The 24,964-nt window shown below is 71.0% G+C and carries 25 protein-coding genes; 7 read left to right on the top strand and 18 right to left on the bottom strand.

What is annotated here, in order from left to right; all coding sequences use genetic code 11:
* Complete coding sequence (locus ASG71_RS08590) at window positions 1-828, top strand: alpha/beta fold hydrolase (protein WP_056738216.1); 828 nt, start codon at window positions 1-3, stop codon at window positions 826-828.
* A 101-nt stretch (window positions 829-929) separates the two neighbouring features.
* Here ASG71_RS08590 and ASG71_RS08585 read toward each other — a convergent pair whose 3' ends face one another.
* Window positions 930-2,264, bottom strand: coding sequence for an MFS transporter (locus tag ASG71_RS08585; RefSeq protein ID WP_056738215.1), 1,335 nt, complete (start codon window positions 2,262-2,264; stop codon window positions 930-932).
* Between the two features lie 379 nt (window positions 2,265-2,643).
* Here ASG71_RS08585 and ASG71_RS08580 point away from each other — a divergent pair, with 379 nt between their 5' ends.
* The gene (locus ASG71_RS08580) at window positions 2,644-3,357 is read left to right on the top strand and encodes an IclR family transcriptional regulator (protein WP_056738214.1); all 714 of its coding nucleotides are present in this window, start codon (window positions 2,644-2,646) and stop codon (window positions 3,355-3,357) included.
* 19 nt (window positions 3,358-3,376) lie between these two features.
* Here the strand turns inward: ASG71_RS08580 and ASG71_RS08575 are convergent, their stop codons facing one another.
* From ASG71_RS08575 to ASG71_RS08550, 6 genes are all read right to left on the bottom strand, one after another.
* A complete protein-coding gene (locus ASG71_RS08575; protein WP_056738213.1) occupies window positions 3,377-4,711 on the bottom strand; it encodes an MFS transporter in 1,335 nt (444 codons plus the stop codon).
* A gap of 89 nt (window positions 4,712-4,800) precedes the next feature.
* The gene (locus ASG71_RS08570) at window positions 4,801-7,863 is read right to left on the bottom strand and encodes an AAA family ATPase (RefSeq protein ID WP_056738212.1); all 3,063 of its coding nucleotides are present in this window, start codon (window positions 7,861-7,863) and stop codon (window positions 4,801-4,803) included.
* Window positions 7,860-9,056 carry an exonuclease SbcCD subunit D gene (locus ASG71_RS08565; protein ID WP_056738211.1) on the bottom strand — a complete coding sequence of 399 codons (1,197 nt, stop codon included), beginning with the start codon at window positions 9,054-9,056 and terminating at the stop codon, window positions 7,860-7,862. Before ASG71_RS08565 ends, ASG71_RS08570 begins: the two co-directional genes overlap by 4 nt.
* 65 nt (window positions 9,057-9,121) lie before the next feature.
* Complete coding sequence (locus tag ASG71_RS08560; RefSeq protein WP_056738210.1) at window positions 9,122-10,057, bottom strand: MIP/aquaporin family protein; 936 nt, start codon at window positions 10,055-10,057, stop codon at window positions 9,122-9,124.
* 82 nt (window positions 10,058-10,139) lie between these two features.
* Complete coding sequence (locus ASG71_RS08555; protein ID WP_056738209.1) at window positions 10,140-10,478, bottom strand: DUF202 domain-containing protein; 339 nt, start codon at window positions 10,476-10,478, stop codon at window positions 10,140-10,142.
* A gap of 2 nt (window positions 10,479-10,480) precedes the next feature.
* Window positions 10,481-10,837: a YidH family protein gene (locus ASG71_RS08550; protein ID WP_056738208.1), complete on the bottom strand. Its 357-nt coding sequence runs from the start codon at window positions 10,835-10,837 to the stop codon at window positions 10,481-10,483.
* A 157-nt stretch (window positions 10,838-10,994) separates the two neighbouring features.
* Here ASG71_RS08550 and ASG71_RS08545 point away from each other — a divergent pair, with 157 nt between their 5' ends.
* Window positions 10,995-12,158, top strand: a complete 1,164-nt coding sequence (locus ASG71_RS08545) for an ADP-ribosylglycohydrolase family protein (RefSeq protein WP_056738207.1) — start codon at window positions 10,995-10,997, stop codon at window positions 12,156-12,158.
* Here ASG71_RS08545 and ASG71_RS08540 read toward each other — a convergent pair.
* Window positions 12,145-12,717 carry a DUF4395 domain-containing protein gene (locus tag ASG71_RS08540; RefSeq protein ID WP_082574968.1) on the bottom strand — a complete coding sequence of 191 codons (573 nt, stop codon included), beginning with the start codon at window positions 12,715-12,717 and terminating at the stop codon, window positions 12,145-12,147. The two genes, ASG71_RS08545 and ASG71_RS08540, sit on opposite strands and share 14 nt — an antisense overlap.
* Before the next feature lie 67 nt (window positions 12,718-12,784).
* Window positions 12,785-13,804: an exonuclease domain-containing protein gene (locus ASG71_RS08535; RefSeq protein WP_056738206.1), complete on the bottom strand. Its 1,020-nt coding sequence runs from the start codon at window positions 13,802-13,804 to the stop codon at window positions 12,785-12,787.
* A 67-nt stretch (window positions 13,805-13,871) separates the two neighbouring features.
* Between ASG71_RS08535 and ASG71_RS08530 the strand changes: the two genes are divergently transcribed.
* A complete protein-coding gene (locus ASG71_RS08530; protein WP_056738654.1) occupies window positions 13,872-14,639 on the top strand; it encodes a VTT domain-containing protein in 768 nt (255 codons plus the stop codon).
* An 87-nt stretch (window positions 14,640-14,726) separates the two neighbouring features.
* Here ASG71_RS08530 and rdgB read toward each other — a convergent pair whose 3' ends face one another.
* The 6 genes from rdgB to clpS form a co-directional block, all read right to left on the bottom strand.
* The gene (gene rdgB, locus ASG71_RS08525; protein WP_056738205.1) at window positions 14,727-15,401 is read right to left on the bottom strand and encodes an RdgB/HAM1 family non-canonical purine NTP pyrophosphatase; all 675 of its coding nucleotides are present in this window, start codon (window positions 15,399-15,401) and stop codon (window positions 14,727-14,729) included.
* Window positions 15,398-16,156 (bottom strand): ribonuclease PH, encoded by a 759-nt coding sequence (gene rph / locus ASG71_RS08520; RefSeq protein ID WP_056738652.1) that lies wholly within the window; start codon window positions 16,154-16,156, stop codon window positions 15,398-15,400. Before rph ends, rdgB begins: the two co-directional genes overlap by 4 nt.
* Window positions 16,157-16,246: 90 nt before the next feature.
* On the bottom strand, window positions 16,247-17,044 hold the full coding sequence (locus tag ASG71_RS08515) for an MBL fold metallo-hydrolase (RefSeq protein WP_056738204.1): 798 nt from the start codon (window positions 17,042-17,044) through the stop codon (window positions 16,247-16,249).
* On the bottom strand, window positions 17,041-18,102 hold the full coding sequence (gene murI / locus ASG71_RS08510) for a glutamate racemase (RefSeq protein WP_056738203.1): 1,062 nt from the start codon (window positions 18,100-18,102) through the stop codon (window positions 17,041-17,043). Before murI ends, ASG71_RS08515 begins: the two co-directional genes overlap by 4 nt.
* 90 nt (window positions 18,103-18,192) lie before the next feature.
* Window positions 18,193-18,753: a DUF2017 domain-containing protein gene (locus ASG71_RS08505; RefSeq protein WP_056738202.1), complete on the bottom strand. Its 561-nt coding sequence runs from the start codon at window positions 18,751-18,753 to the stop codon at window positions 18,193-18,195.
* On the bottom strand, window positions 18,746-19,105 hold the full coding sequence (clpS, locus tag ASG71_RS08500; RefSeq protein WP_056738201.1) for an ATP-dependent Clp protease adapter ClpS: 360 nt from the start codon (window positions 19,103-19,105) through the stop codon (window positions 18,746-18,748). The genes ASG71_RS08505 and clpS overlap by 8 nt, the downstream gene beginning before the upstream one ends.
* A gap of 189 nt (window positions 19,106-19,294) precedes the next feature.
* On the opposite strand from clpS, the gene ASG71_RS08495 reads away from it, so the two are divergent.
* From ASG71_RS08495 to ASG71_RS08485, 3 genes are all read left to right on the top strand, one after another.
* The gene (locus ASG71_RS08495; protein WP_235563955.1) at window positions 19,295-20,623 is read left to right on the top strand and encodes a nicotinate phosphoribosyltransferase; all 1,329 of its coding nucleotides are present in this window, start codon (window positions 19,295-19,297) and stop codon (window positions 20,621-20,623) included.
* Window positions 20,624-21,259, top strand: coding sequence for an isochorismatase family protein (locus ASG71_RS08490; protein WP_056738200.1), 636 nt, complete (start codon window positions 20,624-20,626; stop codon window positions 21,257-21,259).
* Window positions 21,260-21,332: 73 nt separating this feature from the next.
* On the top strand, window positions 21,333-21,677 hold the full coding sequence (locus ASG71_RS08485) for a hypothetical protein (protein ID WP_056738199.1): 345 nt from the start codon (window positions 21,333-21,335) through the stop codon (window positions 21,675-21,677).
* A gap of 60 nt (window positions 21,678-21,737) precedes the next feature.
* Here the strand turns inward: ASG71_RS08485 and ASG71_RS08480 are convergent, their stop codons facing one another.
* The 3 genes from ASG71_RS08480 to nagB form a co-directional block, all read right to left on the bottom strand.
* Window positions 21,738-23,525 (bottom strand): DEAD/DEAH box helicase, encoded by a 1,788-nt coding sequence (locus ASG71_RS08480; RefSeq protein ID WP_056738198.1) that lies wholly within the window; start codon window positions 23,523-23,525, stop codon window positions 21,738-21,740.
* 169 nt (window positions 23,526-23,694) lie between these two features.
* Window positions 23,695-24,000, bottom strand: a complete 306-nt coding sequence (locus ASG71_RS08475) for a DUF3039 domain-containing protein (protein WP_056738648.1) — start codon at window positions 23,998-24,000, stop codon at window positions 23,695-23,697.
* Window positions 24,001-24,152: 152 nt separating this feature from the next.
* Window positions 24,153-24,935, bottom strand: a complete 783-nt coding sequence (nagB, locus tag ASG71_RS08470; RefSeq protein WP_056738197.1) for a glucosamine-6-phosphate deaminase — start codon at window positions 24,933-24,935, stop codon at window positions 24,153-24,155.
* Window positions 24,936-24,964: the final 29 nt, after the last annotated feature.

The raw sequence follows: 24,964 nt of genomic DNA, 5'->3' as shown, positions 1-24,964 counted from the left end.
ATGAGCGGCAGGCATACCGGCGAACAGCATTCCCACACGGTCGAGGGCACCGACCCGCAGCTGTATGTGGCGGTGCATGAGCCCAAGGCCGACGCCGGGCTGCGACCGGTGCTGCTGCTGCACGGTTTTTCTTCCTCCTCCAAGCTCAACTGGGAGGACACCGGCTGGATCGGCGCCCTCACCGAGGCCGGCCGCCGCGTCATCACCGTGGACCTGCCCGGCCACGGCCGCAGCGGCGCCCCGGAGGACCGGGACTCCTACTCCCCCAGCCGGATCCGTGCTGACCTGCTGCAGATCGCGTTCGACGCCGGCGCTCGCCCGCTGCGCGACGGCGACCCGGCGACCGGACTGGACGTGATCGGCTACTCCCTGGGGTCGCGGCTGGCCTGGGAGTTCGGTGCGACCCAGCACGAGCTGGTCCACCGCCTGGTGCTGGGCGGCCCGAACGTGGCGGACCCGCTGGCGGAGTTCGACCTGGTCGCGGCCCAGCGGTATCTCGCCGACGGTACGCCGATCGCCGATGCCTCCACCGCGGGGCTGCTGAAGATGGCGCAGCTGCTGCCGAGCAACAACATCTTTGCCCTGCTGTCCCTGGTCGAGGCCATCAAGGATGAACCCTTCGACCCCGCCGAGGCCATCCCGCAGATGCCGATGCTGTTGGTCGCCGGCGAGAAGGATGAGCGGGCCGCCTCCATGCCCGACCTGGCTGCGCTCGGCGCGAAGGCCGGAGCCATGGTGGAACAGCTCATCCTGCCGGCCCGGAACCACACCAACGCCGTCACCAGCCGGGCCTTCAAGCAGGGGGCCATCGACTTCCTGGCCGTCTAGGCGGCGGCAGCAGATCCCGGAAAGACACGGAAGAACACAGAAGAGGCACGGACGAAAGTCCGTGCCTCTTCTGTGTTCGGGCCTTGCCGGCCGTCAGCCGCCTAGTGGTGGCTGCTGACGCCCAGCGGGCGGCCCTTGGTTTCCTTGGCCAGCACCACGCCGACGGCGGAGATGACGCAGAGGATCATGATGTAGATACCGATCGAACCGGTCCACTTGGTGCTCTGCAGCAGGGCCTCGGCGATGGTCGCCGCGAAGGCTCCGCCGAGGATGGCGCCGAAGGCGTAGCCGATCGAGATGCCGGAGTAGCGGACGTTTGCCGGGAACATCTCGGCGTACATCGCGGACATCGGGCCGTAGGACAGGCCGAGGCCGACGGTGAGGACGAACAGCGCCACGCCGTAGAGCAGGATGTTCTTGGTGTCGATCAGGGCGAACATCGGGATCATCCAGGCGAAGACGATCGCGTAGCCGAGCAGGAAGGTCTTGACCCGGCCGATCTTGTCCGAGAGCCAGCCGCCGACCAGGGTGAAGATGAGCCAGCCGAAGGACGCCAGCGTGGTGGCCAGCAGGATCTGCGGGGTGGGCATCTTCAGGGTCTTGGTGGCGTAGGAGATGAAGAAGGCGATCAGCAGGTAGCCGGCGGCGTTGTTGCCGATGAAGATCAGCGTCGAGTAGAGGACGGCCTTCTTGTGCTTGCGGATCAGCTCGCCGAGCGGGGCCTTGCTTTCTTCCTTGCGCTCCTGCATCTCCTTGAAGACCGGGCTCTCGGCCACGGCCCGGCGGATGAGGTAACCGACGACAATCAGCACGATCGAGAGCAGGAACGGCACCCGCCAGCCCCACGCGCCGAAGTCTTCCTTGGACATGGACGTGTTCAGGAAGTACAGCAGGCCGGTAGCCAGGATCATGCCGACCGGAACACCGATCTGCGGGTAGGCACCGAAGAGGCCGCGGCGGCCCACCGGAGCGTGCTCCACGGCCATCAGGGCAGCGCCGCCCCATTCGCCGCCGGCGGAGAAGCCCTGGACGACGCGCAGCAGGATGAGCAGGACCGGAGCCCAGAAACCGATCTGGGCGTAGGTCGGCAGCATGCCGATCAGCGCCGTCGCGGCACCCATCATGACCAGGGTGAAGACCAGCATGGCCTTGCGGCCCAGGCGGTCGCCGAGGTGGCCGGCGATGATCGCACCCAGCGGGCGGAACAGGAAGCTGATGCCGATCAGGGCGAAGGACAGGATCTGTGCCAGGCCGGGGTTGGACGCGTTCAGCGGTGCCAGGAACAGCGGCGAGAGCAGGGTCGCCGTCAGCTGCGCGAAGATGAAGAAGTCGTACCACTCGATGGTGGTGCCGACCAGCGTCCCGGCGAGGACCTTGCGTTCCTCGTGCTTGCTGCTGGGGCCCGCCGCTGAATCGACGGTTGAAGTTGCGGTCATTGGAACTCCATGGCTGGGGGCAGTGGTACTGCCCGGTGGGTGCGAAGGTAAAACTTGATGCCTCGTGAATTACTGATCGAACGGTCAGTTAGTACGGTGATCTTACTACGGAACGTGGGATAAATCACACACCCCGGGGAAATCCCCACGCCGTCGCGCCGGACGGGGGCCGGGCTGCGATAAGCGGGCCGCGACTGTCCCGGCTTGGGTGGCGCCGGGCCCCGGGGGCCGCCGCTCTTGCCGGCCGCCTCCGCGTGTTCTATAATCGAACACACCGTTCCCATATAGAACGCTACTGTACTGTGAGCCGGAACACAAGACTTCGGCCGCGGTCGCCGGCCGCGCCGTGCGGCCACGGCCTGGCCCGAGGAGGGACCCCATGACCCCGAACACCGGCACCCAGGCATCGCCGTCGCAGACGCTATCCCGCGGCATCCGGGCTCTCGAAATCCTGGCCGACGCCGCCGAACCGCTCACTATTGCCGAACTGGCGGACGCCATGGGCGTGCACCGTTCGGTCGCCTACCGCATCCTCCGCACGCTCGAGGACCACTCGCTGCTGGTGCGCGACGACGGCGGCCGGGTCCAGCCGGGCCCGGGCCTGGCCGTGCTGGCCCGGGGGGTGGCCCGCAATCTGCAGACCGCGGCCCTGCCCGAACTGACCCAGCTGGCGAACACCCTGGCCATGAGCGCCTTCATCGCCGTCTGGGACCGCGAGGACTGCGTCACGCTGGTCACCGTCGATCCGCGCCACACGGGCCCCGCCGTGGTCCAGCATCCCGGGTCCCGGCACCCCGTCAGCGCCGGCGCCCCCGGCATCGCGATCCAGTCTGCGCACTCGGAACAGGACTGGCACCGGCTGGTCCCGGGCATCCCCTACCGGCCGGAGGCCGCCGAGGCCCGCCGCCTCGGCTTCGCTGCGAGCCACGACGAGGTGATTCCGGGCGTCTCCTCGCTGGCCGTGCCGGTCCGGGTGCCCGGCGGCCGTCCGGCGGCCCTGGCCGTCGTCTACATCCGTGCGGCCCAGGACCCGGACGAGGTGGCGGCGGCCCTGGTGGCGGCCGGGAAGCGGATCGAAGCCCAGCTGGGCTGAGCGGATCCGGGCCGGCGGCTCAGGCGGCTGGTCGGGCCGCCCGGCGGCGAAGCACGACGGCGGCTGCCGCGCCGAGCAGGAACAGCGCGGCCGCGGCGCATACCGGGACCAGGAACGCCGTCGAATACCCGTGGTCCTGGGCGAGCCGGCCGGCCAGTGACGAGCCCACCGCGGTGCCCGCGACGATGCCGCTGGCCAGCGCCGTCATGACGGTGCCCAGCTTGCCCTCCGGCGCGACCATGCCGCCGATCGCGAAGACGGTGACCATGAGCGGCCCCACCGGAAGGCCCAGCACCAGCAGCACCAGGATCATCGGCAGCGCCGTCGCCGGCAGGAGCAGCAGGCCCGCGAGCCCGGCCATCAGCGCCGCGCACGCCAGCCACCGGGCATGGACGCTGACCGAGGCGGGCCAGTAGGCCACCGACAGGGCCGCGGCGGCCGAACTCAGGCCCATCACGGCGTACAGCAGGCCGGCGAGCTCCGCCGTGGCGAAGCCGGCGGCGAACGAGCTCAGCGAGGTCTGGGTCGAGCCGAAGAAGGTCCCCATGCAGACCATCGCCAGGACCGGAAGCCCGACGGCGGCGGCGCCGGCCAGCCGTTGCCCGGGTGCCTGCCGCTGCCCCGCCGGCGCGGCGCGGCGGTCGCGGGCGGGGGTCCGCGGCACCGCTCGGTGCGTGGGGTGGACCGCGAAGGCCGGGACCAGCGTGAGGGTGAGGGCGGCAGCGAGGGCGAGCGGCAGCCAGGGGCTGAGCAGGCTGGCGAGGATCCCTACCAGCGCCGGGCCGAGGACGAAGGTGATCTCGTCTGCGGTGCTCTCGTAGGACAGGGCCGTGTCCAGGTCACCAGGGCGTCCGGCTCCCCCGCCGTCCGCGCTCAGGGCCATCCAGCGCACCCGGGCGAGCGGGCCGACCTGCGGGCAGCTCGCCCCGGCGGCAAACGCCGCGGCGAGGACGGGCACGGCATCGGCCAGGTCCGGTCCGCCCGGGACCAGGTAGGCGGCGAGGATCAGCGCGGCCACGGCCGCGGTGTTCAGCAAGGCGGAGACGAGCAGCACCGGGCGCTGGCCCAGCCGGTCGGCCAGGGCGCCGAGCACCGGGGCGCCCAGCGCGGAGCCGATGCCGACGGCGCCGGCGGCGGCACCGCCCACGGCGTAGGAGCCGCTGACGGCGGTGACCAGGGTCAGGGCCCCGACCGTGAGCATGGCCAGCGGGAGCCGGGCGAAGAGGCCCAGCGGGATAAAGCCGCGGCCGGCCAGCGCCGGCAGCCGGGCGAAGCGGCCGCCGCGGGGGGCGGGGGGTGGCGGCGCGGGGGCCGGAGTAACGGGGGACGTCGTCGACGACTGGGAAGGATTCATGGTTCCGGGTTCGCTCAGTGGTGCGCATCGTCCCTCCTCCCGATGCGCGCGACCCGGTAACCCCTCGATTATACCCGAGCCGGCCCCGCTCAGGCCGGGATGCCGTCGGAGATGTGCAGGGTCGAGCCGTTGCGTCCCTTGACCACCTGGAGCTGGGTGGTGATCCGCTGCTTCATCTCGGCCACGTGGCTGACCAGGCCCACCACACGCCCCCCGTCGCGCAGGCCTTCGAGCGCGTCCATGACCTGTTCGAGCGACTGCTCATCGAGGCTGCCGAAGCCCTCGTCGACGAAGAGGGTTTCGATGTCCACCCCGCCGGACTCCATCTGCACCACGTCCGCGAGGCCCAGGGCCAGTGCGAGCGAGGCCATGAAGGATTCGCCGCCGGAGAGGGTGGCGGTGTCGCGCCGCTGCCCGGTCCACTGGTCGACCACTTCCAGGCCGAGGCCGGACTTCTGGTTGCGGGCCGCCCTGGCGTCGGTGTGCTGGAGGGTGTACCGGCCGTCGCTCATGCCGATCAGCCGCTCGGTGGCCGCTGCCGCGACCTGTTCCAGGCGCGCGGCCAGCACGTAACTGTTCAGGCTCATGCGGTAGTTGTTCTCCCCGCCGCCGCGGGCGGACTCGGCGACGGCGGTCCACAGCTCCGCACGCTCCCGCGGTTCCCGTCCGGCCGCGGCCTGCCCGGCGTACTCGGCACTGATCCGGTCCAGGGCCAGGACCGACTTCGTGGCGAGCCCGGCGGCCAGGACCGCCTCCCGGACGGAGCGGTCGGCTCCGGCGGACTCGGTCCGGAGCTGGTCCAGTCCCGCCTCGTCCACGGCGCCGCCGTCGGCGAGTTCCCGCGCGGCCAGGGCCAGGTCCTCGCTGGCGAAGAGCTCCTCCAGCCGGGCGGCTTCGTCGCGGCCGGACCGCACCGCGGCCTCCAGCTGCGCGGCTTCGGGTGCCGGCAGCAGCACCGCGCGCGCTGCGGCGGCCGACTCGAAGCCGGCCTCCGGCAGGGCCAGCTCCAGCCGGGTCCTGGCCTCCGCGGTGCGTTCCCGTGCCTGTTCCAGGCTGCCGGCGGCCGCGTCAGCACGCTCCAGCAGCGCCGTCGCGCCCCGGACCGAACCCAACCGCGCGGCGAGGCTTTCGTGTCCGGCGCGCAGGCCGGCCAGGGCGGCTTCGAGTCCTTCGGCCTGGCCGGTGACCTCGGTGAGGCTGGACTCGGCCTGGGCCAGCTGTTCGCCGGCTGCTGCGCGTTCCTGCCCCGCGGCAGTGATTTCCTCCTCCAGGGCGGTGCGGCGGGCGCGGTTGCTGTCCAGGTCCGCGGCTGCCCTGGCGGCTTCGGCGGCGCGTTCCTGCGCGCGGTCGGCGTCGCTGCGGGCCGCGTCGGGATCTGTGTCGCCGCCCTGGGCGGCCAGGACGGCGAGGTTCTGCTGGGCCTCGCGCAGGACGCGCTCCAGGTCCGACAGCTCGGCCTCGGCCGCGTCGGCGGCTTCCTGCGCGGCCTGTTCGGCGTCGGCGATGGCCAGTGCTGAGGCCGCGGCCTGCGCCGGGGCCGGATGCTCGGCGCTGCCGCAGACCGGGCACGGTTCGTCCGGCCGGAGCTGGGCGGCAAGTTCTGCGGCGGCGTTGGCCAGCCGCTCCTCGCGCAGGTCCAGCCAGTGCTGGCGGCGGTCCTGGAAGGTGTCCCGGGCCGCGCGGTGGCGTTCGGTGATCCGCGCGCAGTTCGCGGCGGCGGCGGCGTGGCGGTCCACAACGGCGACCAGTTCCTCGGCGGCCGCGGCCTCTTTGGCGCGCAGCTGGGCTTCGGCGGCCAGCTCTTCGAGCGGCCCCAGCGCCGCGGCGAGGGCGTGCGACTCGGACCGGAGGGCCTCCAGCGCCGCGGTGCCGGCGCGGCGGGCCTCCTGCAGCGTTGCGACGCCGGACCGCAGGGCGGCGGCGCGCGCGGTGAGCGCGGACAGTTTTTCCTCGTCCGGGAGCCGCTCCTCCAGGACGGCCCGGAGGGAGCGAAGCCGGGCGAGTTCACCGCGCAGGGCCGTCCCGTCGACCAGTCCGGCGTCGGGGCCCGATCCCCCGGGGGTCATCGGCAGTGCGGCCAGTTCCGGGTCGGTGAGCGCCGCGGCCCGCAGTTCCGCTGCTGCCCCGGCGGCGGCCGCTGCGGCGCGTTCCGCCGCTGCCTCGGCGCTGTCCAGGGCCTGCAACTGGCCGCCGAGCACCTCGGCTTTGCGGTGCCGCTGCAGCCGGACGGCCTTGGCCTCCAGCTCCGGGGCCGCGGCTTCGGCATCGGCCCGGCGCTGATGGGCCGCGGCGAGTTTGGCCTGCCGCGCGGCGCGGGCGGCCAGGTCCTCCAGCCGGCGCGCGAGCCCGGCGGCGTGCTGCTCCGCCTCGGCTGCCGCCACCTGGCGTTCGGCCGCGGCCGCCTGCGCCCCGGTTGCCAGCCAGGCCAGCAGGGCGTCGGCGTCGTCCCGGCCGGGGGCAGCGTCAAGGTCCAGCCCGAGGCCCGCGGTCTCCGCTTCGGCCTGCGCCAGCAGCAGGCCGAGCCTGCCGTTCAGGGTCTCCACTTCGGCGCGGGCGGCGGCCGCCCGGCGGCCCAGTTCCTGTTCCACCGCCTCGAACCGCTGGGTGCCGAACAGGCTTTGCAGCAGCACCAGCCGGTCGGAGGCCTTGGAGCGGAGGAAGGCCGCGAAGTCGCCCTGGGGCAGCATGACGACCCGGGTGAACTGGTCCCGGTCCATGCCCAGCAGAGCGGTGATCTCCGCGCCCGCCTCGTCGTTGCGGCCGGACTTTTCCAGCCACTGGCCGTCCACCCGTTCGCGCAGCAGGGTGTTGGCCTTCTGTTCGGTGAAACCGTTCTTGCCGCGCGCGCTGGGCTTGTTCCAGGCAGGCGTCCGGGAGACTTCGAAGTGCCGGCCCTGGGCGGAAAACTCACAGGTGACGCGCGGCTCCGTGGCGGCGTCCGCGTGGTCGCTCCGCAGCCGTTTGCCTTCCTGCCGGGCTCCGGGCACCGACCCGTAGAGGGCAAAGCAGATGGCGTCCAGGACGCTGGTCTTGCCGGCCCCGGTGGCGCCGTTGAGCAGGAACAACCCGTGCGCGCTCAGCCGGTCGAAGTCGATCCGCTCGGTGCCCGCGAACGGGCCGAAGGCAGTAATTTCAAGGCGGTGGATCCTCACCGGGACACCCCTTCCAGCCGGACGGCTTCCAGTGCTTCGGCAAGGAGGCCGGATTCCGCCTCGTCGGCGCCGCGGCCGCGGACGTGTTCGAGGAATCCGCAGCAGACCGACAGGTCGTCCACGGCCTCGGCCAGCCTGCTGCTGTAGCTGGTCTTGGCGGTGGCCTCGGCACCTTCGGGGTCGAAGCCCAGCACGAGGGTGTCCGGGAACCGGGCGCGCAGCCGCTCCATGGCCTGGTTCGGCCGCTGCGGGTCGGTCAGCGTGACCTGGCAGTAGGCGTCCTCCGCCCAGGCCAGGCCGGCGTCATCGAGGAGTTCGTCCAGTTTCCCGCGGAGCACGGCAAGGCGGCGCGGGGCCTCCCAGTGCACCTCGGTGACCGCGGTGACGCCGGAGGGATCGATGTCCACCAGCCAGCCGCCCTTCTGGTGCTTTGCTTCGGAGAAGGAATAGGCCAGCGGGGACCCGGAGTAACGGACGGCCTCGGAAAGCGACTGCCGGCCGTGCAGGTGCCCCAGGGCGGTGTAGCTGAACCCGTCAAAGAGGTCCAGGGGGACGGCGCCGACGCCGCCGATGCTCAGGTCCCGTTCGCTGTCCGAGCTGATTCCGCCGCTGGCGAAAGTGTGGGCGAGCACCACCGAGTGGACGGTCCGGTCCCTGGACCGGCCCGAGAGGTCGGCGCGGATGCGTTCGGTCGCGGCGCGTGTCACCTCGAAGTGGCTCGCCGTCTCGACTCCGAGCTGCGCGGCGACCAGCCGCGGTTCCAGCCACGGAATACCGTAAATCGCCAGCACGGGCCCGTCACCGGCGTGCCCGCCGTCGGGCGCTCCGGCGTCGGAAAGCGGCAGGAGCAGCGGCGCATCCAGGCTGTCCAGCCGGGTGCGCAGGTGCACTCCCCCGCGCTCCAGCAGCCGGGACGCAAATCCCAGCCTGATGGCCGAATCGTGGTTGCCGCTGGTCAGCACCACCTTCGCCCCGGCGCTGCTGAGCCGTACGAGGGCGTCATCGAGCAGTCCCACAACGTCGACGCCGGGCAGCGCACGGTCGTACACGTCGCCGGCGATGAGGACGACGTCGACCGCGTGGTCGCGGACGACGCCGACGAGCTGGTCGATGAATGAACGCTGCGCATCGAGCATCCCGACGCCGTGGAACGACCGGCCCAGATGCCAGTCCGAGGTGTGCAATAACCGCATGCCTCTACGCTATCGGCTGCCACCGACACTCTTGTGCAGCGGCCCGCGGCGCCGGGTGACGGGCGTTACGGGGTGCGCTTGTCGAAGAAGTCCCGGGCCTCATCAGCCGGGACCGCAGCTGCCCGGCCGGGAGCCGCCGGACGGCTGGTGCCGGCGGCATCGGTGCCCGCTGTGCCGGTAACCGCCGTTTCCGCCACCGGTTCCGCCTGCGCCGGTTCGACGCCGTCGGCAGCGGTGTCAGGGGTGCGGGCGAAGCCGCGGAAGACCAGCCCGGCGACGGCGGCGCCGGCCAGCGGCGCCACCCAGAACAGCCAAAGCTGGCCAAGCGCCTCGGGGCTGCTGAAGAGCGCGGAGGCCGTGGCGCGGGCGGGATTGAACGGGGCGTTGCCGATGCTCTGGCCCAGTTGCAGCAGCACGGCCATGCTCAGGCCGACGGCAAACGGCGCGGCGGCGCGACGCGGGTTCCGGGGCGCGGTGGTGCCCAGGTAGACGGCCACGAGCAGGGCGGCGCCGAGCACCTCGACCAGCAGCACGCCGGCCACCGGCGCCTGGATAACGGAGCGGGCGTCGAAGCCTGCGGCGACGGTATCGAACGCCGACCTGGTGCCGTTCAGCTTGGGCACGGTGCGCAGCACGCCGAACAGGGCCAGGCCGCCCAGCAGGGCACCTGCAAGCTGCGCCCCGAGGTAGGCTGCCGCCGCCCCGGGCCTGATCCTGCCCGCAATCGCGTTGCCCACCGTGACGGCGGGGTTGAAGTGCCCGCCGGAGAGGTAGCCGAAGGCCAGCATGGCAGCGGTGAGGGCCAGGCCGGCAGCCAGCGACGCCGGAAGCGGGTTGTACTGCGGCACGGCAAACAGCGGCACACCCAGTCCTGCCACCACCACAAAGAGGGTGCCCAGCGCCTCGGCGGCGAGCCGGGCCGGAAGGGCCGGCTGCCGGTCGGCCGGGTGTACGGACGGCCGGGCGTCCTCGGTCGCTGGGGTGGTCGCTGGCGTGGTCATGGCGCGGTGAATCCTTCGTCGTGGGGGCAGGGTCTGCCTGGAGTCTGCCAGCGGAATCTGGGCGTTTGCTGGGGCCCGGCCGTCAGCCGGCGAGCGCGAGCGCGGCCACGGTGCTCCCGGCGAGCGCGACGACGGCCGCGGTCGCGGCGAGCATCAGCGCCGCCGGGACCGGCGCGGTGGAGCCGCGCAGCTGCCGTGCCCGTAGCCGGACACAGATAAAGAGGACGACGGTGGACCCGGCGGCGGCGGCCGAGCACAGCCCGAGGGGGTCGAAGCCTCCCGCCGGCACCTCCCCCACCCCGGAGCCGTTCAGAGCCCAAGAGCGCCAGATGAACAGGTCGGCGACCAGCAGGGCCAGCAGCGTCCGCCCCCAGGCCAGGGTGGTGCGTTCCGGCTGCAGACCCGGGTCCCGGGCCGGCATGCTCACCGGGCCAGGAAGATCAGCAGGGCGATGGTCAGCGCGGCAATGGCAACGCCGACGGTCATGACGAGCATCAGCCCCGAGTACGGCAGTTCCTGGTTGTTGCGCATCGCCGCCTCCATCCTGGCCCAGCGGCGGTAGGACAGCGAGGCCAGCCCGGCCCCGATGATCGCCAGGACCACGCAGATCGCGATCCGGACCGGGGCGGGGGCGATGTCCGGCGCCAGCTGGTCGATCGCCAGGGCACCGGCGATCAGCGCGAGCGAGGTCCGCACCCAGGCAAGGAAAGTGCGCTCATTGGCCATGGAAAACCTGTAGTCGGGCGTGCTGCCGGTCTTCCGCCACGCTGGTTCGCGCATCCGTCTCCCTTGCCGTGCTGTGTCGGGGGCTGCGGCCCCGTCTGCGGCCCCGTTCGTCGTGCCTTTCGCGGCACCGGATCCACGGTAGCGCCAACAGCACCTTACCGGCACATGTCCCCGACCGGACCGAGGCGGTGCCCGGGGTAAATTTGAAGGCATGAGCATTGATCCTGTGACGTCCCCGGCGGCGGTCCCTGCCCCGTCCCACGCCTCCCGCATCCATGGTTGCCTGCTCGGCGGCGCGCTTGGCGATTCGCTGGGCTACGCCGTCGAATTCGACACGATTGAGGCGATCCGGGAAACGTACGGACCCGGCGGGCTGCGGGACTTCGCCGCACTCGGGGACGGCAGCCACTTCTCCGACGACACGCAGATGACCCTCTACACGGTGGACGGCCTGCTGGAAGCGCTTGAGTGGGCCAACTCGGGCGTCGCGGCGGACACGAACGCCTGCCTCTGGCTCGCCTACCTGCGCTGGCTCGGCAGCCAGGGCGTCGCCCTGCCGGAGTCGGCGCCGTTCCAGCCGCCACGGTGGATCGACGGCCACGACGTGCTCCGGGCCCGGCGCGCCCCGGGGAACGCCTGCCTCAGCGGACTCGCCACCGGAGAGATGGGAACCGTGCAGCGGCCGGTCAACCCGGACTCAAAGGGCTGCGGCACGGTGATGCGGTCCGCGCCCTTTGGTTTGATTCCCCACATTGACGCCGACGCGGTCTACAAGTTGAGCGCGGACGCGGCGTCCCTGACCCACGGCCACCCCTCGGCCCGGCAAAGCGCGGCCGCGTTCAGCCTGGTCATCCATGCCCTGGCCGGCGGCGGAAGCCTGGCCGGGGCGGCCGGCACTGCGCTCTCCCGGCTGCAGGATGGCCCGCTGCCCAAGGGTGAGGAAGCCGATCCGGCCCTGCTGGAGCGGCTGGCGGCCGCGCTGCGGCATGGCGAGGCGGCCGCGGCGGGCACCGCGGACCTGCTGGGAGCGGAGGAGCTGGTGCGTGAACTCGGCGAGGGCTGGGTGGCCGAGGAGGCACTCGCCGTCGGGCTGTACGCGGTGCTCGCCACCGCGCCCGTGGCAGCCGCGGCACCGTCCGGCCCCTCGGGTACGACGACGCCGGGCACCGCGGGCGCGCAGGCGCACTTCCGGGCGGCGATGGCGGTAGCGGTGAACCACAGCGGCGACAGCGATTCCACGGCTTCCATCGCCGGGAACATCCTGGGTGCCTACTACGGGGAGGACTGCCTGCCGGCGGACTGGCTGGCGGCGCTGGAGGCCCCGGCCGTGATCCGGGGCATGGCCGAACGGCTGGCGGAACTTACCGGCGCCTGAGCGATATGTCGTTGCAGGCTTCGCAGACATCCTCCGGGATGAGCCCGCGGCGCTGCAGCATCCCGAAGACCACGCAGCCCAGGCAGAAGCCGGCAAAGGCTTCCAGCGACGCAGCGACGATCAGGACCACGAGCAGGGTCCAGGCGGCCGGAGCGAGCCCCGCGGCGGACAGGACGGCGGCCGCCGTGGACAGCGCCGCGCCGATGCCCTGCGCGAAGCGCTTCGGCGGACCGGGAACCAGCCGTGTCTTGCCCAGCAGGGGCGTGATCACCTTGACCGAGAGCAGGCCGAAGGGCGAAATCCGCGGGCCGAAGAGCACGCGCAGCCAGAAACCGGCGGCGATCACGGCCAGGCCCCAGCCGAAGCCGGTCAGGAGCGTCGCTGCCGAGAGCAGCACCACGAATGCGGCGGTGATCCGGGCGGAGTACTCGTTGACCGGGTTCGGGAAGGCGAACACCCGGGCCCAGTCGATGCCGCCCCGCGGTCCGGCGGCCGGAACTTGCACCGGTGCCTCCGCCGGTATCTCCGTGCGGACGGGCGGGGAGATCAGTTTGCTCATCCGTTAAGGCTAGGATCGGCCGGGCACCGGGCGAAATGATTGTTGCGCCGTATGACCGGCGGGCGGTCTACCCCGCCTGGGCCGCCGCCACGTGGCCGCCGACCATCTGCAGGAACTCCCCCTCGGAGAGGACCTCGATCCGCTGGCCGCGCTCATGCAGTTCAAGGACGCGCCGGGCTTTTCCGGTCAGCCGGCCGGAGCGCAGGTCCGCCGCGACGAACCCGTCGCCGACCACCAGGACGGTGGTCCGGGCCGTGACGCGGCTTTCGGGCCGGGCGCCGAGCTCGGCCGAGCGCAGTTTGGCCTCCGGCCGCGGAATGGCCAGTTCGCCGGTGAAGACGACGGTCTGTCCGAAGAGCGGGTGGCCGGGTTCGGCGCCGGCGTTCGGTTCCGGGTTGGCCCCTTCCTCCGGCCAGCCTGGGCGGAACGGGCGGGTCACTGCAGCCGGGCCGTTGCCGCCGGCCAGCGCGTCGAGCGCGGCGCGGGTGGCCTTGGACAGCGGGTCGCGGCGCGGGTCGAAGGCCGGCTGGCGGGACACCGCGAGCCCCAGCGACAGGTACAGTTCGGCGATGCTCGCCGCTCCGTTGCGCGCCGCAATGTCGATCAGGATGCCGGCGCAGGCCCGGGCGTCCTCGGCGGCGTCGTGGTGGTTGACCAGCGGCACCCCGGCTTCCTCCGCGGCGTAGGGCAGCGAGTTGGACACCAGCGAATAGCAGCGGCGGGAGAGCATGACCGTGCAGACGTAGTCGTAGGCGGGCCCCGGCAGGCCGGAGACCTCCAGGCCGGACCGGATCACGCCCAGATCGAACGCGGCATTGTGCGCGGCCAGCACGTCCCCGCCGATGAACGCGCCGATCTCGGGAAACAGTTCGCCAAAGCGCGGCAGTCCGGCGACCTGTTCGGGCCGGATCCCGTGGATCCGGACGTTGTGGTGGTCGAAGGCGTCGTGGTTCGCGGGCGGCCGCATCAGCCAGGAGGCCTCTTCGACGACGACGCCGCCGCGGACCTTGCTCAGCCCCACAGCGCATGGCGATCCCCGGAAGCCGTTCGCCGTCTCAAAGTCGATCGCCGTAAAGTCCAAACCCACGCCCCAACTTTACCGCCGGATCCGGCCACGGCCCGTCAAGTACCCTTAAAGGGTGAACCCTTACAACCTGCACGCCTTTGCCGTGTCCACCTTCGGCGGCGCCGGACCGGTCCAGCCGCGCCTGGCCTCGATCCTGCCCGACTGGCTCAATCCCCAGGTCTTCCTGGCCGATCCGGCTCTGGCACCCTGGGTGGTCGTGCTGGTCTGCGGCATCATCTTCGCCGAAACGGGCCTGCTGGTCGGCTTCTTCCTGCCCGGGGATTCGATGCTGTTCACCGCCGGCCTGCTGGTAGCGACGGGGACCATCAAATTCAACATCTGGGCGTTCGCGGCACTGATCATCGCCTCCGCGATCGTGGGCAACCAGACCGGTTACCTGATCGGCTCCAAGGCCGGGCCGGCGATCTTCAATAAGCCGGATTCAAAGCTGTTCAAGCGGGAAAACGTCGAGAGCGCCCACGCCTTCTTCGAAAAGCACGGCGGCAAGGCCCTGATCCTCGCCCGTTTCGTCCCCATCATCCGCACCTTCGTCCCCGTAATCGTCGGCGTGGCGCAGATGAGCAAGCGGAAGTTCTTCATCTACAACGTCATCGGTGCCGTGCTCTGGGGCGGCGGCGTCACCCTGCTCGGCTACCTGCTCGGCGACACGGTGCCGTGGGTGCGCGACAACCTGGACATCATCTTCATCGCGATCGTGCTCGTCTCGGTGATCCCGATCGGCATCGAGGTCGTCCGCGGCCTGATCGCCAAGCGCCAGTCCGAGAAGTACGGCACCGGCCTGGTCGAGGAGTTCATCGAGGAGCACGAGCCCGAGGAAGAGCGCAAGACGCCCTGACGCTGCTCCGGGACCTCCGTTCCGGTCATCACGCCCAAAAAGATGGCGCCCCACCTGGTGGGGCGCCATCCTTTTTTAAGCAGTGGGCTACCGGGCGGCCAGCGCCTCTACAATCGCCGGCAGCAGCGCCCGGAAGGCATGCCCGCGGTGGCTGATCGCGTTCTTTTCCGCCGGGCTCAGTTCGGCGCAGCTGCGGTCCAGGCCGCTCGGCTGCAGCACCGGGTCGTAGCCGAAGCCGCCCGCCCCGCGCGGTTCCCGCAGCAGCGTGCCCTCCAGCTGGCCGTACTCCACCACTTCGCGTGCCTGGCCGCCGGCGGTGGCCGGAACGGCCAGGGCCGCGGCACACACGAACGCCGCGCCGCGGTATTCGTCGGGCACGTCGGAGAGCTGGTCCAGCAGCAGCTGCAGGTTCGCCGCGTCGTCGCCGTGGCGGCCCGCCCAGCGGGCCGAGAAGATCCCGGGAGCACCGCCCAGGACGTCCACGGCAAGGCCCGAGTCGTCCGCGATCGCAACCAGTCCGGTGGCCTCCGCCACCGCCCGGGCCTTGAGCAGGGAGTTCTCGGCGAAGGTCACGCCGGATTCGACGACGTCGGGCGCGCCGACCGCGCCGGCGTCCACCACCTGGGTGTCGACGTCGAGGCCCGGCAACTGCCCGCGCAGCAGCTCGCGCAGTTCCTTCAGCTTGCCCTGGTTGTGGGTGGCGAGGACCAGGACCGGCCCGCCGTCGCCGCCGGCCGGATTCCCGGCGGGGGTGCCGCTCACGGGGCCTCAGCCAGGGTGTCGCGCTGGATCGCGGCGAGCTGCCCGGTGCCGATCAGGGCCAGGTCCAGGAGCTTGTTCAGTTCATCGCGGTCGAACGGGGCCCCCTCGGCCGTGCCCTGGACCTCGACGAACTTGCCCGAACCGGTCACCACGACGTTCATGTCGGTCTCGGCACGGACGTCCTCCACGTAGGGCAGATCCAGCATCGGAACGCCGTCGATGATCCCAACCGAGACGGCCGCGATGGTGTCCACAAGGGGCTCGGCGTTGCGCGCGATCAGTTTGTTGTCCCGGGCGAAGCGGATCGCTTCGGCGAGCGCGACGTAGGCGCCGGTGATCGCGGCGGTGCGGGTGCCGCCGTCGGCCTGCAGCACATCGCAGTCCAGCACGATGGTGTTCTCGCCCAGGGCCTTGGTGTCGATGATGGAGCGCAGCGAGCGGCCGATCAGCCGGGAGATCTCGTGGGTGCGGCCGCCGATCTTGCCCTTGACCGATTCGCGTGCCGAGCGGGTGTTCGTGGCACGCGGCAGCATGGCGTATTCGGCGGTGACCCAGCCGCGGCCCTCGCCCTTGAGCCAGCGCGGCACCCCTTCGGTCAGGGAGGCCGTGCACAGCACCCGGGTGTTGCCGAACTCGATCAGCGCCGAACCCTCGGCCTGCTTGGACCAGCCGCGGGTGATGCTGATCGGGCGGAGCTGGTCGGGCGTGCGGCCGTCGGCACGAAGAACGGGGGCGGTAAGAGCTTCGGAAGTCATGCCCTCCAGCATATCGATCCCGGGCACCGGCGGCGGCCCGCGCGGCACAGCACCGGGAACCGCCGGGCGGCCCGGCTCAGGCGGCGCGGCTCAGACGGTGTAGTGCACGCCGGCGACGGCGACGGCCACCTGCGGGCCGAAGACCTCGCGGGCCTCCGCCATCACCGTGGTCGGGGACGTCCAGACCGGGATGTGGGTCAGCAGGAGCCGCCGGGCGCCGGCGGCGACGGCCGCTTCGGCGGCCCGTTTGCCGGTCAGGTGCACGTCCTTGATGCCGTCGTCGCGGCCTTCCTCAAACGCGGCCTCGCAGAGGAACAGGTCCGCGTCCCGGGCGGCGTCCTCAAGCCCGGCGCAGGAGTCGGTGTCGCCCGAATAGCTCAGCACCCGGGTGGCGGGCACCCCGTCCTTGTCCGGTTCGGTGACCTCCACCCGCAGGGCGTAGGCCTCCTCCACCGGGTGGTTCACCGCGTAGGGGGTGACGGTGAACGGACCCATGGTGACCGGCTTGCGCTCGGACCAGTTGCTGAAGTCGAATTCCTCGTGCATGCCGGGGTCCAGCTCCAGCCCGTACGCGGTCGCCATCCGGTCCGCCGTGGCCGCCGGCCCCCAGACGGGGATCCGGCCGCGTCCCCAGCCGCCCGGCTTCCAGCGCACCGCAACGTGCAGCCCGCACAGGTCCATGCAGTGGTCCGGGTGCAGGTGGGTGAGGAAGATCGCGTCGATGTCCTCCAGGTCGGTGTAGCGCTGGATGGCGCCGAGGGCGCCGCTGCCCAGGTCCAGCACGATCTTCCAGCTCCGCTCGCCGTCGTGCGCGGTCAGCAGGTAGCACGACGCCGGCGATCCGGGGCCCGGGAACGAGCCGGTGCAGCCCACGATGGTCAGCTTCACAGGCCGGACCCCCGGAGGCCGGCCGGCGGCACGGCAATTTCCTGCAGGGCACTGTCCCGGCCGGCAAGAGAGGAGACGAAGTTGGAGGTCCGCGGCCGCCCGGCGCCGGCCTGCGCGGCGGCGATCATCTCCGGGGTGATCCGGGCCAGGCTGCCGGTGGGGTACTGCGCGGCGACGTGGTCCACGTGCCGGACGCTGAGGACCTCGGGCCCGAGGAACCGCCGGGCCAGGTGCTCAAACTGCGCGGCGTCGCCGGTGGCGATGAAGTGGTGTTCCGGCGCGGTCGCACCGCTGCGCTCCAGGCCGCGGGATGCGAGCGCACGGTAGACGTCCTTGGCGGTTTCCTCCGCGCTGGAGACGAGGGTGACGTCCTCCCCCATGACATAGGAGATCACCCCGGTCAGCAGCGGGTAGTGGGTGCAGCCCAGCACCACGGTGTCCACGCCGGCGGCTTTCAGCGGGGCCAGGTAGTCCCGGGCCACGGCGAGCAGTTCCGGGCCGGTGGTGATGCCGGCCTCGACGTAGGAAACGAACGCCGGGCAGGCCGCGGAGGTGATCTGCAGGTCCGGGGCGGCCGCGAAGGTGTCCTCATAGGCGCGCGAGCCGACGGTCGCGGAGGTGCCGATCACGCCGATCCGGCCGCTGCGGGTGGCCGAGACGGCACGCCGGACGGCCGGCTGGATCACTTCGATCACCGGAATCCCGTACCGGGCGGTGTAGCGTTCCCGGGCATCCCGCAGCACGGCCGCCGATGCGGAGTTGCAGGCGATGGTCAGCAGCTTGACCCCGGAGTCCACCAGTTCATCCATCACGCCGAGCGCGTTGGCGCGGACCTCGGCGATAGGCAGCGGCCCGTACGGCCCGTTGGCGGTGTCGCCCACGTAGAGGATGGACTCGTTGGGAAGCTGGTCGATGATCGACCGCGCCACCGTGAGGCCGCCGACGCCGGAGTCGAACACGCCGATCGGGCGCTCCCCCGGCAGCGCATTTCCGGCGCCGCCCGTTGCGGTCTCCGCCGGGGCCTGGGCTGACGGATCCGTGCTGGATGCTGAAGTCATGATTATTCGAGGATAGGGCAACGCCCAGTCCCGGCCAGCACATTGTGTCCGAGACCTCGTGTCTGATGGGTCACAGGGAAATCCGGAGGCTTACGCCTCAAGCGAGGCGAGCATGGCCTGCACCAGGGATTCCTGCAGCCACGTCGTGAAGTTGTACACCAGGGCCAGGTAGCTCTCGACATCCTCGGCCTGGGACCAGTCCTGCATCCGGTGCACGTGCTCGGCGTCGGCGTCGTCGCGGATGTCCAGCCGCTCGGCCAGCACCAGCCGGACGTCGTTGAGCGCGGTGGACCAGTGCCGGGCGTCGGCGGCGGTGAGCACCAGCTCGTCCTTGTCCAGGCCCAGCGCCGCCGCCTTCAACGCCCCGATCTTGCTCTCCCGCAGGGAGCGCTCGGTGTAGCGGCGGAACTCCAGCGACGCCTCGTCGTCGTCACGCGAGACGTTCGGCAGCAGGCGCCGCACGGCCCGGTCCGACGGTTCGCGCGCCTCGCTGTCCAGCCCGACGAGGGCAGCCAGCGGGTCCTGGCTGGCGGCCTCGGCCGGCTCCAGCATCGAGATCACGTCGTCGAACAGGCTGCGCAGCAGCTCCCGCTCGGCCGGTTCGAGGTAGCCGGTGATGCCCTTGAGCCCGTATTTGAATGCCTTAGCCACGTTTTCCTTTGCCCTTGCCGGAACCGGCGCCGCCCTCGGCCTTCTCCACCGTGGCCCACAGCCCGAAGCCGTGCATCGCCACCGCGTGCTGTTCCACCTGCTCCTTGCTGCCGTGCGCCACGATCGACCGGCCCTTCTTGTGGACCTCCAGCATCAGCTTGTTGGCCTTGGCCTCGGAATAGCCGAAATAGCTGCGGAAGACGTAGCTGACATAGCTCATCAGGTTCACCGGATCATTCCAGATCACGAGGTTCCACGGGATGTCCGGGGCGGTGAGCACGTCGGTCGACGCCGCCGTTCCGGTCTGGGTGCCGGCCTGGGTGTCAGGGCCGAGCGCAACGCTGAGGGTCATCTGTCCATTCTAGGGCGAGGGTGGGGGCCCGAAGCGAGACGAGGGAGCCGGTGGGTGGGCCCACACCGGCGAGGGCCCCGCGGCGAAGCGGAGCGAGACGAGGGAGCCGGTGGGTGGGCCCACACCGGCGAGGGCCCCGCGGCGAAGCGAAGCGAGACGAGGGAGCCGGTGGGGACTAGAGTAAATTTCGTGAGTACCTCAGCTGGCTGGGACCATCCCCGCACGTCCCTGTACACCGACCACTACGAGCTGACCATGCTGCAGGCCGCGCTGCACTCCGGCGCCGCCCACCGGAAGTCGGTATTCGAGGCCTTCGCCCGGCGGCTGCCGGACGGCCGCCGGTACGGCATCGTTGCCGGCACCGGTCGGCTGCTGGAGGGCATCGCCGGCTTCCGCTTCGGCGACGAGGAGATCGAATTCCTGCGCCGGACCCAGGTGGTCAACGACGAAACCCTGGAATACCTGGCCAACTTCTCGTTCTCCGGTGACATCTGGGGCTACGCGGAGGGCGAGGCCTACTTCCCGAACTCCCCCATCCTGATCGTCGAATCCACCTTCGCCGAGGCCTGCATCCTCGAGACGTACATCCTCTCGATCCTGAACCACGACAGCGCGATCGCCTCCGCCGCGTCCCGGATGATCACCGCCGCCGGCACCCGCCCGTGCGTGGAAATGGGTTCCCGCCGCACCCAGGAGGAGTCCGCCGTCGCCGCCGCCCGGGCCGCCGTGATCGCCGGCTTCGCCAGCACCTCGAACCTGGAAGCCGGCCGGCGCTACGGGATCAAGACGGTCGGAACCGCCGCCCACTCCTTCACCCTGCTGCATGACACCGAGCGGGACGCCTTCGAGGCGCAGCTCGCCTCGATGGGCGCCTCCACCGCGCTGCTGGTGGATACCTACGACGTTGAGGCGGCGGTGCGCACCGCCGTCGAACTGGCCGGCGACAAGCTCGGAGCGGTGCGTCTGGACTCCGGGGACCTCGTGGCGCAGGCGCAGTGGGTGCGGCAGCTGCTCGACGACCTGGGCAACGTCAACACCCGCATCATCGTCACCTCCGACCTGGACGAGTTCGCGATCGCCGCCCTACAGTCCGCCCCGGTGGACTCCTACGGGGTGGGGACTTCCCTGGTCACCGGCTCCGGGGCGCCGACGGCCAGCATGGTCTACAAACTGGTCAGCCGCACCAACGACGACGGCGAGTTCATCGCCGTGGCCAAAGCGGCCAAGAACAAGGCCAGCAAGGGCGGCCGTAAGTACGCCCTCCGCCGGCTCAACGAGCGCGGCACGGCGACCCAGGAAATCGTCGGCATCGGGCACCGGCCGGAGGACGACGGCAATGACCGTCCGCTGCTGCACCAGTTCATCAAGAACGGCGAGCTGCTGCCCGGCTGGACCGGCCCCGAGGGCGTGGTCCGTGCACGGCAGCGGCACGCGGACAGCATGAAGGAACTGCCCGCGGTGGTCAACCGGCTGCAGCGCGGCGAAGCAGCCATCCCCACCATCTACGAGGAGGACTGAATGTCACGCGCCCTGATTATTGTCGACGTGCAGAACGATTTCTGCGAGGGCGGCGCGCTCCCGGTGGAGGGCGGGGCCGCGCTGGCTGCCGAAATCAGCGAGTACGTCGACGCCCACCACGGACAGTTCGACCACGTCGTGGCCACCCAGGACTGGCACATCGAGCCGGGGACCCACTTCTCCGAGGAGCCCGACTTCGTCGAGAGCTGGCCGCCGCACTGCGTCGCAGGCACCCGCGGCGCCGAACTGCACCCGGACCTGGACACCGAATACATCCAGGCGTATTTCCGCAAGGGCCAGTTCACCGCGGCCTACTCCGGCTTCGAGGGGCTGCTCGCCCCGGACGACGCCGTGCCCACCGGCGACCGCACCCCCGGGTCGCTACCGGTTGCCGGCCCGGCTGGCCAGGAATCGGACGAAGACGCGATCGGTCTGGACGACTGGCTGCAGAGCCACGACGTCGAGGAGGTCGTGGTCGTGGGCATTGCCACCGACCACTGCGTGAAGGCGACCGCCCTGGACGCTGTGCAGGCCGGGTATTCCGTGAGCGTCCCGCGCGGGCTGACCGTGGGGATCGCCGAGGACCTCGACGACGCCTTCGCCGAGATGGAACTTGGCGGCGTCGACATCGTCTGAGCCCGCCGGCCCGAACCACAGTAGACTCGGAATCCTTGCCAGTAACGCCTGACCGTATAACCCGGAGTACACCATGAAAAAGACCCTGTCCGTCCTGATCGCTGCCGGGACCCTGCTCGGCGCAGCCGCCTGCTCGGCTCCGCAGATGACCAGCGAGGAGACCTGCTCCCGCGTCAAGGCGATCACCACCTCGCCCACCTCCAACGCGGACAAGTTCGGCATGACGCGGCTGGCCAACCAGATCCGGCCGATTCAGGCGACCGCCTCGGAAGAGCTGCAGGATCCGCTGCAGTCGATCGTGGACTACCTGGACGAGTCCGCCAAGAAGGAACCGGACACGGCGAAGCTTGATGAGCTGAAGGCCGGGTACACCGCCGCGGGTCAGAAACTCTCGCAGACCTGCGGCGCGGCCCAGTAGCGGCAGGTACGAGCCAACGAAAAAGGGACCGGTCACCCGGTCCCTTTTTCGTGTCCCCTGCTATTTCCGGCCGATGAACCAGTCCTGGAGTTTGCGGAGCCGGCTCTGCAGCTGCTCCTCGTTGGCCTGGGCCACGGGCGGGCCGCCGCAGACCGTGCGGAGCTTGGTGTGGATGACCCCGTGCGGGGTGCCGGTGCGCGCGGACCAGGCGGCGACGTTCTTGGCCAGTTCGGTCCGCAGGTCCATGAGCATCCGGTGGTCCGGCACCGCGGGCGCCGGCTCGGCTGCCGCTGCGGACTGCGGGGAGCGCTTGTTCTTGCGGCTGAGCTGTTCGTGCTGGCGCTGGCGCAGCAGGGTGCCGACCTGTTCGGCGTCGAGCAGGCCGGGGATGCCGAGGAAGTCCAGCTCGTCCTCGGAGCCGACCTCGCCGCCGGTGCCGAATTCGCCGCCGTCGAACAGCACCCGGTCAAAGGACGCCTGGGAGTCCAGGGCCTCGAACTTGCCCTTCATCAGGGTGTCGGAGGCCTTCTCCTCCCGGTTGGCCTCGTCCATCAGCGAGTCCTCCGGGTTGAACAGCCCGTCGGCGTCCTCCTTTTCCGGGCGGTCCAGGGCGTGGTCGCGTTCGGCCTCCATCGAGTTCGCCAGCGCCATCAACTGCGGCACGGAGGGCAGGAACACCGACGCCGTCTCGCCTCGCTTGCGGGCACGCACGAAGCGGCCCACGGCCTGGGCGAAGAACAGCGGGGTCGACGTCGAGGTCGCGTAGACGCCGACGGAGAGCCGCGGCACGTCCACGCCTTCGGAGACCATCCGGACCGCGACCATCCAGCGCTTGTCGCCGGCGGAGAACTCCTCGATCTTGGACGAGGCCTTCGCGTCGTCGGAGAGAATCACGGTCGGTGATTCACCGGTGATCCTCTTCAACTGCCCGGCGTAGGCGCGCGCGTCCTCGTGGTCGGTGGCAATGACCAGGCCGCCGGCGTCGGGCACGGTGCGCCGGACCTCGCTCAGGCGCTTGTCGGCCCCGGCCAGCACCGCCGGGATCCACTCCCCGGCCGGGTTCAGCGCGGTGCGCCAGGCCTGGGACGTGATGTCCTTGGTGACGGCGGCCTCGCCCAGGGAGGCGGCCATTTCGTCCCCGGCGCTGGTCCGCCAGCGCATCTGCCCGGAATACGCCATGAACATCACCGGCCGGACCACGTGGTCCCGCAGGGCCTTGCCGTAGCCGTAGGTGTAGTCGGCCTTGGAGCGGCGGATGCCGTCGCGGTCCTCGGCGTACTCGACGAACGGGATCGGGGAGGTGTCCGAGCGGAAGGGCGTGCCGGTCAGGGCGAGCCGGCGCGCCGCGGGGTCGAAGGCCTCGCGGAGCCCGTCGCCCCAGGACAGGGCCTCGCCGCCGTGGTGGATCTCATCCAGGATCACCAGCGTGCGGGCGGCCTCGGTCTTGGCCCGGTGCAGCATGGGCTTGCTGGCCACCTGGGCGTAGGTGACCGCGACGCCGATGAAGCCCCGGCCGTGCTGGCCGTCGGCGTTCTTGAAGTTCGGGTCAATGGCGATGCCCACGCGCGCCGCGGCATCCGCCCACTGGCGCTTGAGGTGGTCTGTCGGGGCCACGATCGTCACCCGGTTGACCGTGCCGGCCTCGATCAGCATGGAGGCCACCCGCAGCGCGAAGGTGGTCTTACCGGCACCCGGCGTCGCGACCGCCAGGAAGTCCCTCGGGTGTGTGCTGAAGTAGCTGTCCAGCGCCTCCTGCTGCCAGGCGCGCAGCTTCGGCGCCGTGCCCCAGGCAGCCCGCTCGGGATACGCCGGGGGCAGGACGGGTCCGCCAAAGAGTGTCTCCGTCACCTAGGAGCCCTCCGTCCCGCGCACCGCAGCCGGTCCCGGAGAAACCCAAATAAGCACAAAAACACCAATCTTCGTCGGATGAACGGGTCATCAGGAATGCAGTACCGCCGCCGGCCAGCGCCGCGGGCGGTACTGCAGAAAAACGTGGCCGGGCGCACCCGGCAGCGGGCTACTCCCCGCCGTCGCCACCCGGGCGGAGGCCCTCGTAGACCTCTTTGCACTCAGGGCAGACGGGAAACTTCTTCGGGTCCCGGCCGGGCGTCCAGACCTTGCCGCACAGGGCGATGACGGGTTCGCCGGAAAGGGCCGATTCCATGATCTTTTCCTTGCGCACGTAATGCGCAAAGCGCTCCCGGTCGCCCGGTTCCACTTCCTGGCGCAGTTCCTCGCGCTCGATCGTGGCCGTCGACGTGCCCGCTCCGGAGAGCTCACGCATCGGGTCGGTGTCCGGGTTGTTGTCCAGGCTGTTTCGCATGTTGTTCTCCGGGTTGTTTTCCAGAACGCTTTCCGGTGCACTTCCCGGAGCTGTTTCCGGGGAGCGCGTCACGGGGCGCGTCATGCTGGTCATGACCTCCATCTTAGCCGCTGGGGCGGACAGAATCTCGACGCCGGGAGCCGGCGCCGGCGCTAGAGCCCCTGCCAGCGGGGCTTGTGCTCGTAACTGTGACGGTAGTAGTCGGCGAGTCGCAGGGAAGAGGCCGCCGCCTCGTCCAGCAGCACGGTGACGTGCGGATGAAGCTGCAGGACCGACGCCGGGCAGAGCGCCGCCACCGGGCCCTCGGCGAGATCGTGGACCGGCTGGGCCTTCCGCGCCCCGGTGGCCAGGAGGACAAGGTGGCGGGCCTCCAAGATGGTGCCGAGGCCCTGGGTGAGCACATGCTGCGGGACCTCGGCCAGGGACCCGAAGAAGCGCGCATTGTCCCGGCGGGTCTGCTCGACGAGGGTCTTGATCCGGGTCCGGGACGCCAGCGAGGAACCCGGCTCGTTGAAGCCCAGGTGGCCGTCGGCGCCGAGCCCGAGCAGCTGCAGGTCCACTCCCCCGGCGTCCCGGATGGCGTCCTCGTAGGCGCGGCACGCCGCTGGTATGTCCGCCGCCTGGCCGTCGGGGCCGTGCACGTTCCCCGGGCCGATGTTCACGCGGGCGGTGAATTCCCGGCCGATCACGGACCGGAAGGACCCGGGATGTCCGGCGGGGAGCCCGGCATATTCGTCCAGGATGAACGCCGTCGCCCTGCTGAAGTCCAGGCCGCTGCCGGCGTGCCGCCGTCCGAGTTCCGCGTAGACCGGCAGCGGCGACGTGCCGGCGGCAAGGCCCAGGACGGCGTCGGGCTTGCGCCGGAGCAGGGACTCGACGGCGTCCGCGGCAAGGTCGGCGACGGCTTTGGCGCCCGGAAGGATGACGACTTCCATGCAGAGCAGGCTACCCCCGGACCGGCCGG

This window comes from Arthrobacter sp. Soil763 (assembly GCF_001428365.1).
Lineage (GTDB): Bacteria > Actinomycetota > Actinomycetes > Actinomycetales > Micrococcaceae > Arthrobacter.
This window is presented reverse-complemented; position numbering and strand designations above follow the sequence as displayed.